This is a genomic window from Desulfococcus multivorans, assembly GCF_001854245.1.
Lineage (GTDB): Bacteria > Desulfobacterota > Desulfobacteria > Desulfobacterales > Desulfococcaceae > Desulfococcus > Desulfococcus multivorans.
This window is the reverse complement of record NZ_CP015381.1, coordinates 1,869,544-1,887,746: the sequence shown is the minus strand read 5'-3', so window position 1 is coordinate 1,887,746 and position 18,203 is coordinate 1,869,544. Positions and strand designations below refer to the sequence as shown.

The 18,203-nt window shown below is 56.4% G+C and carries 16 protein-coding genes; 13 read left to right on the top strand and 3 right to left on the bottom strand.

Features of this window, described 5'->3' with window-relative positions; all coding sequences use genetic code 11:
- Window positions 1–82: 82 nt before the first annotated feature.
- The 10 genes from dmul_RS08195 to dmul_RS08150 all read left to right on the top strand — a co-directional run bounded on the left by dmul_RS08195 (window position 83) and on the right by dmul_RS08150 (window position 12,862).
- Window positions 83–2,737 (top strand): cation-translocating P-type ATPase, encoded by a 2,655-nt coding sequence (locus dmul_RS08195; protein ID WP_020875614.1) that lies wholly within the window; start codon window positions 83–85, stop codon window positions 2,735–2,737.
- A 69-nt stretch (window positions 2,738–2,806) separates the two neighbouring features.
- Window positions 2,807–2,965 carry a YqaE/Pmp3 family membrane protein gene (locus dmul_RS08190; protein ID WP_020875613.1) on the top strand — a complete coding sequence of 53 codons (159 nt, stop codon included), beginning with the start codon at window positions 2,807–2,809 and terminating at the stop codon, window positions 2,963–2,965.
- A 22-nt stretch (window positions 2,966–2,987) separates the two neighbouring features.
- Window positions 2,988–4,799 carry a cation:proton antiporter gene (locus dmul_RS08185; protein WP_020875612.1) on the top strand — a complete coding sequence of 604 codons (1,812 nt, stop codon included), beginning with the start codon at window positions 2,988–2,990 and terminating at the stop codon, window positions 4,797–4,799.
- A 392-nt stretch (window positions 4,800–5,191) separates the two neighbouring features.
- Window positions 5,192–6,646, top strand: a complete 1,455-nt coding sequence (locus dmul_RS08180; protein WP_020875611.1) for a trimethylamine methyltransferase family protein — start codon at window positions 5,192–5,194, stop codon at window positions 6,644–6,646.
- Between the two features lie 161 nt (window positions 6,647–6,807).
- Window positions 6,808–7,458, top strand: coding sequence for an ABC transporter permease (locus dmul_RS08175; RefSeq protein WP_020875610.1), 651 nt, complete (start codon window positions 6,808–6,810; stop codon window positions 7,456–7,458).
- A gap of 2 nt (window positions 7,459–7,460) precedes the next feature.
- Entirely contained in the window at window positions 7,461–8,615 is a 1,155-nt protein-coding gene (locus dmul_RS08170; protein ID WP_020875609.1) for an ABC transporter ATP-binding protein, read from the top strand.
- On the top strand, window positions 8,612–9,352 hold the full coding sequence (locus dmul_RS08165; RefSeq protein ID WP_020875608.1) for an ABC transporter permease: 741 nt from the start codon (window positions 8,612–8,614) through the stop codon (window positions 9,350–9,352). Before dmul_RS08170 ends, dmul_RS08165 begins: the two co-directional genes overlap by 4 nt.
- Before the next feature lie 104 nt (window positions 9,353–9,456).
- Complete coding sequence (locus tag dmul_RS08160) at window positions 9,457–10,365, top strand: ABC transporter substrate-binding protein (RefSeq protein ID WP_020875607.1); 909 nt, start codon at window positions 9,457–9,459, stop codon at window positions 10,363–10,365.
- Between the two features lie 195 nt (window positions 10,366–10,560).
- Window positions 10,561–11,892 carry an MmgE/PrpD family protein gene (locus tag dmul_RS08155; protein ID WP_020875606.1) on the top strand — a complete coding sequence of 444 codons (1,332 nt, stop codon included), beginning with the start codon at window positions 10,561–10,563 and terminating at the stop codon, window positions 11,890–11,892.
- A 55-nt stretch (window positions 11,893–11,947) separates the two neighbouring features.
- A complete protein-coding gene (locus dmul_RS08150; RefSeq protein ID WP_020875605.1) occupies window positions 11,948–12,862 on the top strand; it encodes a nitrilase-related carbon-nitrogen hydrolase in 915 nt (304 codons plus the stop codon).
- A 143-nt stretch (window positions 12,863–13,005) separates the two neighbouring features.
- On the opposite strand, the gene dmul_RS08145 is transcribed toward dmul_RS08150, so the two are convergent.
- Complete coding sequence (locus dmul_RS08145; protein ID WP_020875604.1) at window positions 13,006–13,887, bottom strand: MurR/RpiR family transcriptional regulator; 882 nt, start codon at window positions 13,885–13,887, stop codon at window positions 13,006–13,008.
- 475 nt (window positions 13,888–14,362) lie between these two features.
- On the opposite strand from dmul_RS08145, the gene dmul_RS21070 reads away from it, so the two are divergent.
- The 3 genes from dmul_RS21070 (at window position 14,363) to dmul_RS08130 (ending at window position 17,024) form a co-directional block, all read left to right on the top strand.
- Window positions 14,363–15,238 carry a LuxR C-terminal-related transcriptional regulator gene (locus tag dmul_RS21070; RefSeq protein WP_020875603.1) on the top strand — a complete coding sequence of 292 codons (876 nt, stop codon included), beginning with the start codon at window positions 14,363–14,365 and terminating at the stop codon, window positions 15,236–15,238.
- A gap of 180 nt (window positions 15,239–15,418) precedes the next feature.
- Window positions 15,419–16,612: a class I SAM-dependent methyltransferase gene (locus dmul_RS08135; RefSeq protein WP_020875602.1), complete on the top strand. Its 1,194-nt coding sequence runs from the start codon at window positions 15,419–15,421 to the stop codon at window positions 16,610–16,612.
- Between the two features lie 25 nt (window positions 16,613–16,637).
- Window positions 16,638–17,024, top strand: a complete 387-nt coding sequence (locus tag dmul_RS08130; protein ID WP_020875601.1) for a pyridoxamine 5'-phosphate oxidase family protein — start codon at window positions 16,638–16,640, stop codon at window positions 17,022–17,024.
- A 79-nt stretch (window positions 17,025–17,103) separates the two neighbouring features.
- Here dmul_RS08130 and dmul_RS08125 read toward each other — a convergent pair whose 3' ends face one another.
- Together dmul_RS08125 and dmul_RS08120 are read right to left on the bottom strand one after the other, a co-directional pair.
- Window positions 17,104–17,364, bottom strand: a complete 261-nt coding sequence (locus dmul_RS08125; protein ID WP_020875600.1) for a GlsB/YeaQ/YmgE family stress response membrane protein — start codon at window positions 17,362–17,364, stop codon at window positions 17,104–17,106.
- Between the two features lie 29 nt (window positions 17,365–17,393).
- Window positions 17,394–18,197, bottom strand: a complete 804-nt coding sequence (locus tag dmul_RS08120; RefSeq protein WP_020875599.1) for a lysophospholipid acyltransferase family protein — start codon at window positions 18,195–18,197, stop codon at window positions 17,394–17,396.
- Window positions 18,198–18,203: the final 6 nt, after the last annotated feature.

Here is an 18,203-nt window from a genome sequence, read left to right as displayed (position 1 = left end):
CACATATGGTGTTTCTCCATATTTACCGGAATTCAAAAGGCCTGGTATCGAACTGCCGACGACAATTTCCGCAAGGAGGAAAATGATCGAAACGCCGTGGAGCCATCCCATTGATGAAGTGCTCTCAGCATTTGAAGTCGACAGGGATTCAGGTCTGAAGCGGCCCCAGGTCTCAGCCCGTAAAAAACGGTACGGCAGAAACCGGTTGCGCGAAATTCAAAAGAAGCAGGCCTGGCGGATTCTTCTGGATCAGTTCAAAAACCTGATCATCGTCCTTTTAGGGGCCGCAGCCGCCCTTTCTTATTTTTTCGGCGACTGGCTGGAAGGTTCGGCCATCCTGGCGGTCATCTTTATCAACGCCGCCATCGGCTTCGCCACAGAGCTCAAGGCGGTGCGTTCCATGGAGGCGCTTCGCCGGATGGGAAGCACGAAAACCCGAGTTCGACGGGACGGTCGCGTGATGGCGGTGCCGGCGGACACCCTGGTACCGGGCGACATCGTCGTGATCGAGGGCGGGGATGTCATCACGGCGGATATCCGCCTGATAGCGGCTTCCAAGCTGCAAGCCGACGAATCGGCGCTCACCGGCGAGTCCCTGCCTGTCGAAAAAAGTGTTGCAATCCTGCCGGTGAAAGCCTCCTTGGCCGAGCGCACGAACATGATATATAAAGGCACGGCGATCACCCGGGGGGCCGGTGAAGGGGTAGTCACGGCTACGGGCATGGAGACGGAACTGGGTCGGATCTCCGCCCTCGTAGCCGAAGCCGAAGACGAAATCACCCCACTGGAAAAACGACTTGACCAATTGGGGCACAAACTCATCTGGGTCACGCTCGCGATCACTGCCGTCATCGGGGCGGCCGGCCTTGTCAGAGGAAAAGACCTTCTCATCACCCTGGAAACCGCCATTGCCCTTGCCGTGGCCAGTATCCCCGAGGGGCTGCCCATCGTAGCGACCATCGCCCTGGCCAAGGGAATGCACCGCATGGCAAAGCGAAACGCCCTGATCAATCGGCTCTCGTCGGTGGAAACGCTGGGTGCGACAACGGTCATCTTTACGGACAAGACCGGCACGCTTACGGAAAACCGTATGACCGTGAGCCGTCTTGTTGTCGATGCCGGTGAGATCCGGACCGATGCAGAAAAAGGGTACCTCCTGGATGACCGGCAGGTTCATCCGGAGGATTTTTCGACCCTGCAATGCCTGCTCCGGGTGGCGGTTCTATGCAATAATGCCGCCTATGAGGAAGGCGACGACGGCAAAAGCAGCGGGGATCCGTTGGAAATTGCGCTTCTCGCGGCGGGCATTCCCGGCGGCATCCACCGAAAGCCTCTTGTCGCATCCTTTCCGGAAGTCCGGGAGGAGGCATTTGACACGGAAAGCAAGATGATGGCCACCTTTCATGAGGATGAAAACGGCGTTCTGGTGGCCGTCAAGGGCGCCCCCGAGGCGGTACTGAGTTCATCCACACGGATATTGACCGAAGCCGGTGAATCAGAACTCAGCGAAGAAGCCCGGGATGTCTGGACGGCGCATACCGAACGGCTCGCCCGTCTCGGACTGCGAGTACTGGCATTTGCGCAAAAGAGAGAATCGAGCGTCGAAGCCCCGCCATACAGGGACCTGACCCTTATCGGCCTGGCGGGACTCCTCGACTCGCCGAGAGCCGATATCCGGGATGCCCTGAATGTCACCTGTAAAGCCGGACTCAGGGTCGTCATGGTGACCGGCGATCAGATCCTCACGGCTCGAAACATTGCCGACGCGGTAGGCCTCACCCACGACAAAAATGCCGAGGCCGTCGAAGGAAAGGATTTGAAAACTCCGGAAACGCTTTCCAGGGCCGATCGACGCAGGCTCGTCCGCATTCCCATCTTTGCAAGGGTGAGCCCCAGGCAGAAACTGGATCTGATCAGCCTCTACCAGGCCGAGGGGGAAGTGGTCGCCATGACGGGGGACGGCGTGAACGATGCACCGGCCCTCAAGAAGGCCGATATCGGCATCGCCATGGGGCTCAGGGGCACCCAGGTCGCCCGGGAAGCCGCGGATATGGTGCTGCAGGACGATGCGTTTTCAAGCATTGTGGCCGCCATCGCCCAGGGCAGAGTTATCTTTGACAATATCCGTAAATTCGTGGTCTACCTCATCTCCTGCAATGTCAGCGAGATCGCGAGCGTGGGGCTGGCGGCCGCCGTTAAGGCGCCCCTCCCATTGCTGCCCCTGCAAATCCTGTTTTTGAATCTGGTGACCGACGTTTTTCCCGCGTTGGCCCTGGGCGTCGGCGCAGGAAGCCCGGAGGTGATGCGACGGGAGCCCCGGCCGACCGGCGAGCCCATCATCACCCGCCGTCACTGGGTTGTCGTCGGCGGCTACGGTCTGTTCATCACAATCGCTGTTCTCGGTGCCCTTGCCGTCGCCATTAACGGCTTTGGACTCGGGGAACGAGAGGCTGTAAGCATCTCGTTTCTAACCCTGGCACTGGCCCAACTGTGGCATATTTTCAACATGTCCGACCCCGGCGCCGGATTTCTGCGAAACGACATCACGCGAAACCCTTTTGTCTGGGCGGCGTTGGCGCTCTGCCTTCTGCTTATTTTTGCCGCCGTTGAGCTGCCGATCCTGTCCGAAATTCTGGATGTGGCGGCGCCAACGCGAGAAGGCTGGCTGCTTGTTTTCGGAATGAGCCTTTTACCGCTTGCCGCGGGCCGGATCTTCAAGCGTGTGTTCGAAATCTGACATCGGTGCCGAACGGCAGGCGAACCCGGGAATTGACAATACCCCATTATTTTGAGAAAGGAATTGATTATGGATTTGATTCGCATCTTGTTCGCCATTTTTTTGCCCCCGCTGGGGGTTTTTCTCCAGGTCGGGATCGGTAAACACTTCTGGATCAACCTGGTGCTGACGCTGCTCGGGTATATTCCCGGCATCGTTCATGCCGTGTGGGTCATCGCCAAAAAATGATACGAAGGCAAAATACGCCATCATGAACGAACATGCCGTGGTGGCGCTGTCGATCACCCTCCTGGCCGGCATGGGGTGCCAATGGATCGCCTGGCGACTGAGACTGCCGGCCATCCTGTTTTTGCTGCTCTGCGGGATCCTGCTCGGCCCGATGATGAACTGGCTCGATCCGAACCGGTTGTTCGGCAGTCTCTTGTTTCCTTTTATCTCCCTTGCGGTGGCCGTCATCCTTTTTGAAGGCAGCCTGACCCTGAAATTCAAGGACATTCCCGGGCTGGAAAAAGTAATTCGCAACCTGATCACGTTGGGCGTTTTTGTGACCTGGTTGATTACCGCACTGGCCGTCCGTTGGCTGCTTTTTTTCTCATGGGAAATCTCCTTCCTGTTCGGGGCACTCATGGTGGTCACCGGTCCCACCGTGATCGTGCCGATGCTCCGGACCGTCCGGCCCAGGGAAAATGTAGCCCACATCCTGAGATGGGAAGGTATTCTGACTGATCCCATCGGCGCCACCCTGGCTATTTTGGTTTACGAGTTCATCGTTTCCGGCGGAACAGCAGGCGGTTTTCAGTCCGGGGCCGTTGTTTTTCTCAAAATCATAGCCATTGGGGGCTTTTTCGGCGCTCTCGGCGGCTATCTGTTCGGAATTGTTTTACGCCGCAACATGCTGCCCCGGTACCTTCACAATTTTGCGGCCCTGGCGACGGTCTGCGCCGTCTTTGCCCTTTCCAATACCCTGGAAGCGGAATCCGGTCTTCTTTCCGTAACGGTGATGGGCATTTGCCTTGCCAATATGAAAGGCCTCGAATTGGAAGACATCCTGGATTTCAAGGAAAGCCTGAGTATCCTCCTCATCTCGATGCTTTTCATCATTCTGGCGGCCCGAATAAACCTTAACGCGTTCATTGCCCTGGGATGGCCCGGCCTGGCCGTGCTCGGTATCATCCAATTTCTGGCACGGCCCTTGAATGCGCAACTCTCAGCCCTGGGCTCGAAGCTGATTCCGACCGAGCGGCACCTTCTGGCATGGATCGCACCCCGCGGCATCGTTGCCGCGGCGATATCGGCGCTTTTCGCCATCAAACTGGAGGGTATCGGATATCAGGATGCCTCCCAGCTGGTGCCGTTGACCTTCATGGTGATCATCGGCACGGTTCTGCTGCAAAGCACCACCGCGGGTCTCATCGCTAAATGGCTGAAGGTCAGGGAACCCGAGCCCAGGGGATTTCTCATCATCGGCGCCAATACCCTTGCACAGACCATTGCCAAAGCGCTCCAGGATAACGGGTTCAGGGTGGTGGTCACGGATCCGAACTGGGATTACATTGCCGAAGCCAAAATGAACGGATTGCCGGCCTACTGGGGCAACCCGGCATCGGAGCATGCTGAACGCCATCTTGACCTGACGGGCATCGGTCATTTGATAGCCGTCTCCCCCAACATTGAACTGAACGCTCTTTCTGCTCACTACTATCGACTTGAATTTGAAAAGAAACGGATCTATGCCGTCGGCAATCATCCGCCGAAAAACGGCAATGCCGAAAAAAAATCGGCTTTTAAATACGGCGGTCGACATCTTTTCCGTGAAGACATGACGTATCAGACGCTGAACCGATATGTGACCGGCGGTGCGGATATCCATACAACGCTGCTGACCGATGAATTTTCCTATGAAGATTACCTTCAACAGCATAGAAACACCCGTCTGCCGCTCTTTGCCATCGACGACAACGAGAATATCCATGTTTTTACGCCGGATCCCCAATTCTCACCTGCATCGGGATGGAAAATCCTGGCCTTGTCCATCGATGCGCCCATAAAAGCGGTGGATTGAAGGTTCCCTCGATCATGAAACCCATATATTTATGATCAGCCGCATCCTGAAATCCGGCTTCTGCGCCCATCATACCATCGAGCAGTAATATCGAAAAATTTTTCAAAGCTATCCTGTTTACCCCTTTACAATCCCCATCCTTGACCTGAAAGTCTAAACAATCAACACGAGTCGAAAATGCACTGAAAAATTCTGATTGACATATTTCATTTCATATGAAATAGATATTTTCACCCGGGGCGCCGCCGGCGACCTCAAATTGAAACAAATCCTGTCAATTGTAGAGCGGTGATCGTACCGTCCGGCCGGACTTCAGCGAGGTCCCGAAGCCGTTCCGTTTGCATCCGCAACCATTTGAATCCTTTTTTTCAACATCGTCAAGGAGCAGAGAAATGAACCTCAAAGGCCTTCAGGGAGGAATCTACAAACCCCTTTCCCCACAGGATGTCGAAACCATTCACAACGCCGCCCTCCACGTTCTGGAGAAAACCGGATTCACCTATGAATCCGGTCTGGACGAGACGTTGGCCATGCTCGAGTCGGCCGGTGCAACGGTCGATCGGGCGGGGAGCCGGATTCTGTTTCCCCGGGATCTGGTGTCCCGGATGGCAGAAACGGCCCCTGCCAAGGTCGTTCTATACAGCCGGGACGGCAGAAATGATCTCGACCTCACCGAGGACAAGGTTCATCTGGGCACCGGGGGCGCCGCCGTCAGAATACTCGATCTCGAGACGGGCGAAGCCCGTGCCACCGTCCTGAACGACATCTACCAGATTGGCCGGCTGGTGGATCGGCTCGACAACATCCACTTCTTTGTTCGCTCCTGCATTCCGACGGACATCCCCGAAGAGGCCTATGACGTCAACATGTATTATGCCGGCATGAAGGCCACCACCAAACACTTCATGTCGGGCGTGAACAACGAAGCGGGCCTTCACCGCATCATGGATCTGGCCGCCATGATCGCAGGCGGCTTGGATCAACTCAAGGCCCGGCCCTTCATTTCGGTCATCACCTCCTTCGCCATATCACCCCTGAAGCTTTGTACCCAGTCCACGCGCATCATGCAGGAATGCAACCGGAACATGATTCCGGTAGCCCTCTCCTGTGCCCCCATGGCCGGATCCACCTCTCCCGTCACCATGGCCGCCACCCTGGCGCAGATCCATGCGGAGCAGCTGGCGGGCATCACCATCTGTCAACTGACCCGGCCGGGAGCGCCTCTCCTTTACGGCGGCATCCCCGGCATGGCCAACATGAACACCATGGGATACCTCGGCGGCGGCGTCGAGTGCGGCATGATGAACGCCGCTATCCACCAGATGGCGGCACACATCCAGGTACCCAACTACAACTCCGCCGGGCTCTCGGACGCCAAGATCCCAGACTGCCAGGCCGGCTGGGAAAAGGCGATGACCGTGCTTCTCGCGGCGATGGGCGGCTCCAACTACATCCACCATTCGGCGGGTATGCTGGAATCGATGCTCGCCGTCGCTTACGAACAGTTTGTCATTGACGACGAGATCATCGGCATGGCGATGAAGGTTCTGGCCGGCATCCCCGTTGACGAGGAGCAGCTGGCCCTTTCGGTTATCGATCAGGTGGGGCCTGGCGGCAACTTCATGATTTCCCCTCACACCCTCAAGCATATGCGGTCCACCTATTTCACCGGCAACGGCGTGACCGACCGGAAGATCCGCGAAAACTGGAAAAAGGACGGCGGCATCGACGCCTGGGAGCGGGGGCGGAATATTGCCCGGAAGATCCTTGCGGCCGAGCCCGTCTCCCATATTCCGGCGGATGTCGACGCCGCGATTCGATCCAAATTTGACATATTGTTGCCGTAACGTTAAGATGAATTGTTATGTGCGGACGGCCGACGGTCGATACGGCCGTCGGCTTTCCCGGGATGACCCGCATCCTTCATGGATGCCGGTGATATCCCGCCTCTCGATAGACGTTCAAGATCCCACCCCTCCCATTCACCCTTAGCCAAGGAGGCGCCCCTATGGAAACATGGCAATTCTTGATCAATCAGGGTCCTGAAACCCTGAAGCTGGCCTGGGAGCATGCCTGGGTCGTGGCGGTCGCCGTTACCATCGCCATATTCACCGGCGTCCCCATCGGTATCTGGATCACCTTCAACCGCCAGGCCGCCGACATCGTACTCTATATTGCCGGTATCATCATGACGATCCCCTCCATCGCCCTTTTCGGCATCATGATTCCGATTCTCTCCGTTTTCGGCTACGGCATCGGCACCGTGCCCGCCATCGTCGCCCTGGTGCTCTACTCCCAACTCCCCATCATCCGCAACACCTATGCCGCCATCAAGAATGTCGATCCCGCCGTCATCGACGCCGGCATCGGGATGGGCATGACCCGCTTTCAGGTGCTGCTCAAGGTTCAGGTGCCCATGGCGCTCAGCATCATCTTCGCGGGAGTCCGGGTTGCCGTGGTCATGTCCATCGGGATCGGCGCCATTGCAGCCTACATCGGCGCCGGAGGTCTGGGACATTATATCTTCATGGGCATCAACCAGACCTACGACGCCATGATCAATGCCGGCGCCCTGTGCGTTGCCGTCATGGCCATCATCACGGATTATATCTTTGGATGGATTGAAAACCGCCTGGTCAGCAAAGGATTGAGGACATAGCCATGATACGACTCGAACGCCTTACGAAAATCTATCCCGGAAGCACGATTCCGGCCGTGGACAACATCAGTCTGCACATTCCCAACGGAGAGATCTGCATCCTCATCGGCTCTTCCGGTTGCGGCAAGACAACCCTGATGCGGATGATCAACCGCCTGGAGCCCATCACCTCGGGCACTATCAAAATCGACGGCAAGGACGTCACCCACATGGACGTCATCGAGCTTCGGCGCGGCATCGGCTACGCCATCCAGCAGATCGGTCTCTTCCCCCACATGACCGTCTTCGAAAACATCACCGTCGTCCCCAGGCTCCTGGGGTGGAACAAAAAACGAATGAGCGAACGGGTTGACGAACTTCTCTCCCTGGTGAACCTCGATCCGGCCATCTATCGGGACCGCTATCCCCGGGAGCTCTCCGGCGGTCAGGCCCAACGGATCGGCGTGGCCCGGGCCATGGCGGCCAACCCACCGGTCATGCTCATGGACGAACCCTTCGGCGCCATCGATCCCATCAACCGGGAGGTGCTTCAGGACGAGTTCCTCAAGATCCAGGAGAAGCTCAAAAAAACCATTGTCTTCGTGACCCACGACATCCACGAAGCGGTCAAGATGGGCGACCGCATCGCTCTTCTCGACGCCGGAAACCTCATTCAATACGCCACTCCGGAAGAGCTTCTCACCCGCCCTAAAAACCAGTTCGTCAAGGATTTCGTTGGTGCCGACCGGGCACTCAAGCGCCTCGATCTGCTCAAGGTGGCGGATGCCATGCTGAAAAACCCCGTCCGATGCAACACCGAGGATGCCAGCGAAAAGATACTCGAGCGCATGATCGAGAAGGATCTCGATTATCTTCTGGTCACGGCGCCGGGCAACCGCCTCGTAGGATATGTCAATCTCGATATGCTTCGAGGGCACAAAGGTATTGTCGGCGACCTGGCCCGGCCCATGAGCATCACCGTTCGACCGGATCAGAATCTCAAGGACGCCCTCAGCAAAATGCTCACCTACGACATCGGCATCGTCGTGGCGGTGGACGATCAGGGTGTACTGCAGGGGGTCCTCAATTCGAAAACCCTTGTTTCCGTAGTAGGCGAAACCTATGATGAACACGGCGGCCATTGGGGCAGGATCACCACGGGCGGGAGGATTCTATGAAAAAAAAGAAAAAAACCGGAGGTGCCGGCCGTTTCTGGATGATGACAGCCTTCGTGCTGACCTTTATATCGGGTATCTACGCGGAACAACTTGGATTTCTCCAATTCGCCATGGACAACCCCGAGGAGATCTGGATGCTCTTTGTGGAGCACATCCAGTTGGTCCTCATCTCAAGCGTCATATCCATCGCCATCGGCGTCCCCACCGGCATCCTGCTCACCAGGGGCTTCATGCGAAGGTATCGGGACTGGATTCTCAATATCCTGGGTATCTGCCAGACGGTCCCTTCGCTGGCGGTCATCGCGATCGCAATGACCTACCTGGGCATCGGCAAAAAAACCGCCATCTTCGCGCTGGTAATATACGGTCTTCTACCCATCATCCGTAACAGCGTCGCCGGACTGGCCGGCATCAACCCGGTCTTTCTCGACGCGGGCAGGGGCATGGGCATGACTCCCGCCCAGATGCTGTTCAAGGTGGAACTGCCCAATGCCATGTATATCATCCTCACCGGCATCCGAACCTCCACCGTCATCAACGTCGGCACGGCAGCCATGAGCTTTCTGGTGGGCGGCGGCGGCCTGGGCGATCTGATCTTCAGCGGGATCGCCATGGTGGACCCGGGCTATATGCTCGCCGGAGCGGTTCCCACGGCGGCTCTGGCCATCTTCATGAACTGGTTCATCGGAAAGATGGAGGGATGGATTGTCAGCGACGGACTGGTCTACGAAAAATAGCGGGATAGGAGCGCGTATCGGGCGATGTGCCCGCTTTCGATCCAATGCGGCATCTATTCAAAACCCAAACCGGTAATGCAACACCGAAAGGAGAGCGACAAACAATGAAGAAAATGACATGGAATTTGATTACGGCACTGTTGATCGCGGCCTTCACCCTGACAGGTACGGCCTTTTCCCAGGAAAAAAAAATAGTGGTCGGCGCCAAGAACTTCACCGAGCAGCGGGTTCTCGGGCTGATCATGATCGAACTGCTGCAGAAAAACGGATTTACAACGGAGGACAAGACAGGACTCGGGGGTACCCTGGTGGCCCGAAAGGCCCTGGAGAACGGCCAGATCGACATCTACATGGAATACACCGGGACCGCCCTGGTCACCATGCTGAAAGAGAAGGAGGTCATTACCGATCCACAGGCGTGCTATGATTTCGTTAAAGAGGCCGATCTGGAGCGAAACGGCCTGGTCTGGCTCCCCATGATGCCCTTCAACAATACCTACTGCCTCATGATGCGCAAGGACGACGCCGAGAAAAAGGGCATCAAGACCCTCTCGGATCTTTCCGCCTACGTCAAGGCTCACAAGAACGAGATCAATTTCGGAACCAACGAAGAATTCTACGCCCGCCCCGACGGCTACAAACCCCTTCAGAAAAAATATGATTTCCAGTTTGGTCGCAAGAATATCAAGAAGATGACCCCCGGTCTTCTTTACAAGGCCCTGGAAGGCGGTCAGGTGGACGTGGCCATGGGATTCGCCACCGACGGTCGCATCAAAGGCATGGGATTTGTAGTTCTCGAAGACGACAAGAACTATTTTCCGGTCTACAATCCCGCACCGGTGGTGAAGAAGGAGACGTTCGAGAAATATCCGGAGCTGGAAACCATTTTCCTCCCTCTGACCGATAAGCTCGACACCGCGGCCATGACCGAGATGAACTATCAGGTCGACACCGAACACAAGCCTGTGGAGGATGTGGCCAAAGCCTGGCTCAAGACTGCGGGATTGCTGTAAACCTTCAAGTAACTGCCGTGGCCGGCGGCGCTCGCTTCAGGGTTGCCGGCCCCCATTTTTTGAGGAGACTGCCCGGGTTCATATCATGAATTCGGGCTTTTTCTAGAGGACTCGGCTTTCAACTTTCATGATGGTGACCGGATAGCGGATACGGTCCATGAAAATCGACAGTTGAGTAGAGGAGAAATTGGAGATATGCCCCACAGTTTAACCGGTCATGTCATCCGGTTCATCACCCATACCCGCTGGCAGGACTTGCCTGAGACGGTTCGCCGCCAGGCGCGCCGATGCCTCATGGACGCCATGGGTGCCATGATCGCGGGCACGAAGACTCCCGTCGGCGCGATTATGACCGAGATGGCCCAGGAACAGTATCCGGGGGACCAGGCCGCCATCCTGGTCCGGAACCGGAGAGCCTCTCTTGTCGGCGCGGCCTTGGCCAACGGCTTTGCCGGCAACGCCCTTGACATCGACGACGGCTATCGAAGGGTCAAGGGCCACCCGGGCGCCTGCATCCTGCCCGTGGTGCTTGCCGCCGCCGAAGCAAACCGGTCCTCCGGCGCGGCGTTCCTGACGGCCCTGGTCATCGGCTACGAGGTCGGCATCCGGGCCGGTCTGATTCGACACGCCACCTACGCTGCTTACCATTCGTCCGGATCCTGGGGCGCCGTGGCGGCCGCCGCCGCCGGCGGGAGGCTCTTTGATCTGTCCCCGGAGACATTACGGCACGCCATGGGAGCCGCTGAATACCACGCCCCCATTGCCCCCATGATGAAGGGCATCGATACCCCCTCCATGGGCAAGGACAGCATCGGTTGGGGGGCTATGGTCGCCATGAACGCCATCCTCATGGCGCGGAAGGGATTCACCGGCATCCGCCCCCTTTTCGACGATACGCCGGAACCGAGGTGGGTGGAAAACCTTGGACGTGAGTGGGAAATCCTCAACCTTTATTTCAAGCCCTACGCCGCATGCCGGTGGGGGCAGCCGGCCGTGGCCGGCGCACTGAAGATCGCCCGGGAACATCATCTCAAGCCGTCGGAAATCCGGCACATCCGGGTACGCACCTTCGAAGCCGCCGCCAGACTTCCCCTGGGCCGTCCCCGGAATACCGAGGAGGCCCAGTACAGCCTGGTGTTCCCGGTGGCCGCCGCGTTGACGGACGGGGAGGTGGGACCCGCCCAGGTGCTGCCCCCGCGCCTCCACGCTCCCGAGCTGGCGACCTTGATGAACCGGATCTCCATCGAAGTCGAACCATCGTTTGACGCTGAATTTCCGGCAAAAGCGCCGGCGGAGGTGTCGGTTGAAACCATGACCGGCGAACGCTTCACCTCCGGCAGAATCGAGGCCCTGTGGGAACCGCCGGACACCCTGCCCTCGGATGCCGACCTCCAGCAGAAATTTCTTTGGCTGACCGCTCCGGTTATCGGCCGGGATCCCGCCTGCAACCTGGCGGAACAGATCTGGTCGGCGGATCGGTGGGCCGATATCCACCCCATTATTGATGGGTCCCGAGCCGCCGTCTGAACGGCAGGTACCCTCGCAACCATCGTTCACGCGTATTCATGAAAGGATGTCGTTAATGAAAGTGGGCGTATATCAGACCAATCCTGTCCTCCTGGATGTCAAGAGCAACATGGAGGACACACTTCAGAAAATCGAGGCTGCCAAGGCCGAAGGCGTCGACCTGGTGGTCTTCCCCGAACTCTCCCTCACCGGATATTTTGTTCGGGAAAGATACCATGAAGCGGCGCTTCGCATGGATTCGCCCGAAATCAAACGGTTGGCCGCAGCAACCCGGGGGACGGCGGCCGTCATTGGGTTCATCGAAGAGTCCAAAGCCATGAATTTCTACAATTCGGCGCTGGTGGCCGTGGACGGCGAAATCCTTTTCGCCTACCGAAAGCTCAATCTGCCCAATTACGGTGTTTTCGAGGAACGCAAGATCTTCTCGTCGGGGAAGCAGGTCCGGGTCTTTCGTCATAAAGGTCTGACCATCGCCCCTTTCATCTGCAACGACCTCTGGCATCCTTCCCTGCCGTATCTCGGGGTTACCCAGAAGGCCGACATCTTCATCACCATGTTCAACTCTTCCCGGGGATCCATGGGAAACGAGTTCTCGAACATCGAAAGCTGGAGCATCATCAACCGATTCTATTCCCGCGTGTTCGGCGTTTACAATCTCTGCGCCAACCGCGTGGGATGCGAAGTCTTCGAGGATCTCAGATCGCGGGACGAAACACCGGAGGATGCAACCGACACGAGTATGGTGGACGACAACCCTTTCCGGTTCTGGGGCGGCAGCGAGATCATCAACCCCTTCGGCCATGTCATCACGTCGGCGGCACTCTTCGAACCCGATGCCGTCTTCGCGGATATCTCGAGGGACCTGGTCCGCAGAAAGCGAATTCTGCTCCCCTACCTTCGGAACGACGATCCCTACTTTACCCACCGGGAGCTGGGAAGAATCCTTTACGGGCAAAAACTATCGGCCTGACATCAGAAGAGCGTCCGAAAGACGGCCGGGCTTCTTGTCCCGACGATCCTTTCGATCAAATAAGGGGCATCGCACAAATAAGGGGCATCGCATGCCCCGGATGCCCCTTCCCCGTCCGCCCTTCCCTGCCCGGTTCCGGCAGATTACCCGTCGAAAACCTCCAGATTGAACAGGATGTCGTTCTCGCGATAGGATCGCTCGAGTTTCTCCTGATGCATCTTCAATGCGTCGCCGTACCGGCCGGAGAGTTCCAGGACGATATAGTTGATCAGGCAGGTGAGGCTGGCGGTGCTGCCGAAAATCGGGATATGTTTCGAAGGGGCCACCAGCACATGGCGGGCAAACCCGTTCACAGGGCAAAGAGAACTGTCGGAGATGACGATGAGGGTATGCCCCATCCGACGGACATGCTTCGCGATGCGAATCAGCTCATTGGGGTAGCGGGAGGTCGCAATCAGGATCACCAGGCTTTCCGGGGAGGCAATGGTCAGTCGGTCCAGGCTGGTGGAGTCACTCCCCTTCAGGATCTGGATATTCCCTCGAATCTTGGTGAGCTGCCAGCCGAAATAATAGGCCAGGGTGAAAGAAAGGCGGGATCCCACAACGAAAATATTGTCGCTGTCATGGAGCGCCGACGCCGCCGCGCGGATCGTTTCGATGTCCAGGCTCCGGTACATCTGCTTGAGATTGTCGATCTCCTTGAAAACCTCGTGACGGAAGCGATCGGCGCCCGGTTCCCCCATATCCGTCAGATCCACCCGGTCCACCAGCGTCATCTCCGTGTCCACAAGATCCCGCAGCGCCTGCTGGAAATTGCTGTATCCGTCAAACCCCACCTGGACCACGAACCGGACCACCGTGGCCTCGCTCACCTCGCAGGCCTGGGCCAGTTCCTTGGTGGTCATGAAGACCACCTTTCTCGGATTGGACAGGATGAAATCGCTTAAAATTCGGCCCTTTGGCGTGAGGGATGAACGGTTCTCAATGATTTTCTTCAGAAGAGGATGCTCCTGGAGTTTGACCATGGTATTCCTTTCAAAATGCGATTGTATTTTGTCATTTGAATGTCGCTGAAAACAGTTTTTCCCCCTGACCTCAAAGCATTTTTTGTATCCGGAGAATGCTCAGGTTGACATTTCAGCTGAATTTTCTGAGGAAGGTACAAAAAGCACCGGACGAAATTATCTGAATTTTATCCTTAACGTCTCCCGACGTTTTTTTCAACAGCAAATTAACGGATGGATTGAAGCGCTTTCAAGACATATCGGTTTTATCCATATTTGATTTTGCAGCGTTCTTTTTGGTATTTTTTATTACATTCCGAATAGAATATCCGGCATCTTCATCACCCGGGATCAGCAATCTTCGCAAAAACTTGATTCATCGACCAAAATCGTCTATCCTTTTTTAGATTCGACATTCGACTGTGAAAGACCGTTGCCGGCGTCATGTCGAAGTCGGCCGTCGCGTCCCTGAAACCACCTGAGGTAAAGAGGCCCCATGATATCCGAACCTATGACGTTTTCAGATGTGCTTGCCCAGACGGTGCTGGATTCCCTCTCGGCCCATATCGCCATCATCGACCAGAAGGGTATTATTCTCGAAACAAACCAGGCGTGGCAGGGTTACGCCCGCAAAAACGGGCTGGAGGGAAACGCGGACGCCATCGGAACCAACTACCTCGACGTCTGCGAAAACGCATCGGGTGACGACGCGGAGGATGCCCGGAAGGCAGCCGACGGCATCCGCCTCGTCATCTCCGGCGAGGCCAGGGAATTCCTCTACGATTACCCCTGCCATTCCCCCAACGGGGAGCATTGGTTCTACATGCGCGCCGTTCGGATACTCTATGACGGCCCGGTTCGCGTCGTCATCAGCCACGAAGACATTACCGATCTGAAGCTCGCGGAAGAAGCGTTGAAAGAAAGCGAGGCGGCCCTCAAAGAACAAAAACAGAGCCTGGAGGAGAGCAACATCGCTCTCAAGGTCCTCCTCAAACAACGGGAAGCCGACAAGGTCGAGCTGGAACAGAAGATTCTGGGCAACATGAAGAAACTCGTCTTTCCCTATATCGAAAAGCTGAAAAAAGCCGGCTTGAAAGCCAGAGAACGGACCTTCGTGGAGATTGTCGATACCCATTTGAAAGACATCATTTCGCCTTTTCTGCAACGCATGTCAGCAGCCGATATTTTCCTCACGCCCCAGGAAATTCAGGTGGCCTCGTTGGTGAAAGACGGAAAGAGCAGCAAGGAAATCGCGGAAATCCTGAGCATCGCCGAGACGACGGTTCACTTCCACCGGCGCAATCTCCGGATCAAGTTCGGAATCGAGAATCGAAAGACCAACCTGAGGACCTATCTCCTTTCCCTGTCCTGACGGCCTGTCCTCGATATCGTCCCTCCCCGTCGCCTCTTCGCCTTCAAATGATGGGATTTGCCCCTCATTCACTTCTTAAACCTCTCTTATTGAGTCTGCTACGGCCTGCATTAAATTGTACCCAAGGATTCGAACCGATCCGATGGCTTCGGCCAACACAATGAACTGAAAGGCGATGACATGAACCTGATAACGAAAGACGCTGTTGCAGACGTCAGATTTACCCTCTCATGGGAAACTCCGGAAGCGCGGCACACGGAAGTGTATCGTGCCCCCCAGCTCAACCTGTGGCGTGACATCCTCCCGCATGACATCCATGACGGATTGATGGGAAGCGGCGCCGGCGATTCGGTGGAGATGGACGTAACGGCCCATCTGCCCGCCTATCGACCGAGCGAGAGCTTCACCCTGAAGCGATCGCGGTTTGGCGACACGCTTCTGGGCGCGCCGAGAATCGGCCGCTTCTATCCCAAGGGCCTTCTCAAAGACGTCACCGGGGTCTTCCCACAGAATATTTCACCGTTTAGATGCATTCACGTCGAAAACGGACATATCCAGGTGGAGTTCAATCACCCCCTATCGAAAAGATCGGCACATCTTGTCGCCGAAGTGATGAAGGTCGACGAGAAAAAAATCGAGCGGGGCGGAACCGTCATGGATTGGCTGGAAACCGTGAGCGAGGGACCGGGTATGCAGGCCCGATGGTGTGGGCATCCCACCGACTTTTTCGCGGACGCTCCCTTCCTGCGGGATGACGAGGCACCGGACGGCCGTTTTTACAGCAAGCCCCGTTTCGTTCATCACCTCGATGCCGCCGCCATCGAGGTCATCAAAGCGCTCTACGCAAGATTCCTCGATGACGGTGCGCACGTTCTCGACCTCATGAGCAGCTGGACATCGCATCTTCCCAACGACTTTAAAGCGGGGCGGGTCTCGGGGCTGGGCATGAACATCGCGGAGTTGGAGCAGAACACCGCTCTCACGGACCGCGTGATCCACGATTTGAACATCGATCCCGAACTTCCCTATCCATCGGAAACTTTCGATGTTATACTGTGCACGGTTTCGGTGGAATATCTGACCCAACCGCAATCGGTGTTCGATGAAATGGCGCGGGTGCTCAAGCCTCGAGGCATTGCCGTGGTAACATTCTCCAACCGCTGGTTTCCGCCAAAAGCCATCCGGATCTGGAAGCACCTTCACGAGTTTGAACGGATGGGGTTGGTTCTGGAGTATTTCGAGCGGTCGGGTCGGTTCGGGGGTCTCGAAACCTACTCCGTTCGCGGCCTGCCGAGACCGTGGGATGACAAGTATTATCCACAGATGCGCTATTCCGATCCGGTGTATGCGGTGTGGGGACGAAAACTGAGCTGACGGGAACTGAAAGAAAGGATCTAAAATGACATTAAAATCGTATTTTGAAGAAAAAAAAGGGTTCGGCGTACTTTCCACCGCTGACGGCGAAGGTCGGGTGAATGCAGCCGTCTATTCCAGGCCTCATGTACTGGAAGAGGGTACGGTGGCTTTCATCATGTGGGACCGTCTGACCCACAGCAATCTTCAGTCCAATCCCAACGCCGTATTTCTGTTCCGCGAAGACGGGGCCGGTTACAAAGGAAAGCGACTGTACCTGACGAAGACGCATGAGGAGGAGGAATCCGAATTGCTCCACGCCTTGCGCCGAAAGAGTTCGTCACCCGAAAAAGACGCCGGTATGTCCAGGTTCCTGGTGTTTTTCCAGGTTCACAAAGCGCTTCCCCTCATCGGAGCGGGGGAGGACGCATAGAGCGAAAGGCGCAATATCATCCACAGGAGGTGTCGGCGGTCAGTTAGGCATTGACCGCCGACAGAACCGCCATGGCGGTTCAGGAAGTTTTTCTGTTTTTTAACATGCGATATGCTGCAAGAAGCAAAACAGCACCGCCGACGGAGACGAGCAACCCCTTGAAATTAAATCCCGAAAAGCTTCCGAATCCAAGCAATGAACTGATAAATCCCCCCACGAACGCGCCGGCAATGCCGATCAGAATGGTGACGAAGATGCCTCCCGGGTCTTTTCCCGGCATAACGAGCTTTGCAATGACGCCGACAATGAGTCCCAGCACAATCCACGAAATGATGCCCATGACAGTTTTCTCCTTTTATCGGGTTGATGTTATGATGACGTTGGTTTAAGGCGTGCTTCTCGCCATGTTTCAAGCTTCTCTTCGATAAACCGAATAACGGCCCGGTGTTCGTCCGCGCCTCTGCCTTGCACCCACAAGGGTTCACCGAACGCAAATCGGACTTTTTTCAAAGGATCGATCCTTCCAAAATCCTTGAAGCAACGGCCGTTCTCCCAGGCATCCGTCATCAGCGCCAGGGGAACGACGGGAACCTCGGCCCGTTGCGCCAGCTTGATACCGATGGAATTGAATTGAGACGGCTCAAAGCGCCGGGTACGCGTGGTCTGGGGAAAAACGATGATGGAAATCCCTTGTCTGAGGCGAATCATTCCTTCCTCGAGTACGGTCTTGAAGTCCCGGCGGGGATGGGTTCGCGTCACGGCAATGGGATCCCGGGATTTCAGAACGTATCTGAAGAATGGATAGGCCAGCAGACTCTTTTTGACAACAAACGTCACCGGCTTGACGGGCTGAACAATGCCGGGGAGCACGGTAGTCTCCATGACGCTCATATGATTGCCGATAATCACACAAGGCACACGAAGCGCTTTCAGGTGTTCGACGCCGGTGATTTCGAACGCTACGCCGACACGCTCCAGGGCTCTCAGGGTGTCAAAACTGCTCCGGGTCCAGTCGCTTCCGTCGTAAAGACCGCGCTCCGCCTTGACGCTCGCCCGGTACACGATGAAAAGAAACCGGGCGTAAAAGGACAGGTCCGGAAAGGCTCTCGAAAAGGGTGAAATCCTGACGGGGTTCGTCCGGTATGGCGATCGCAATTGAATGAGTGGCTTCATGGAAAA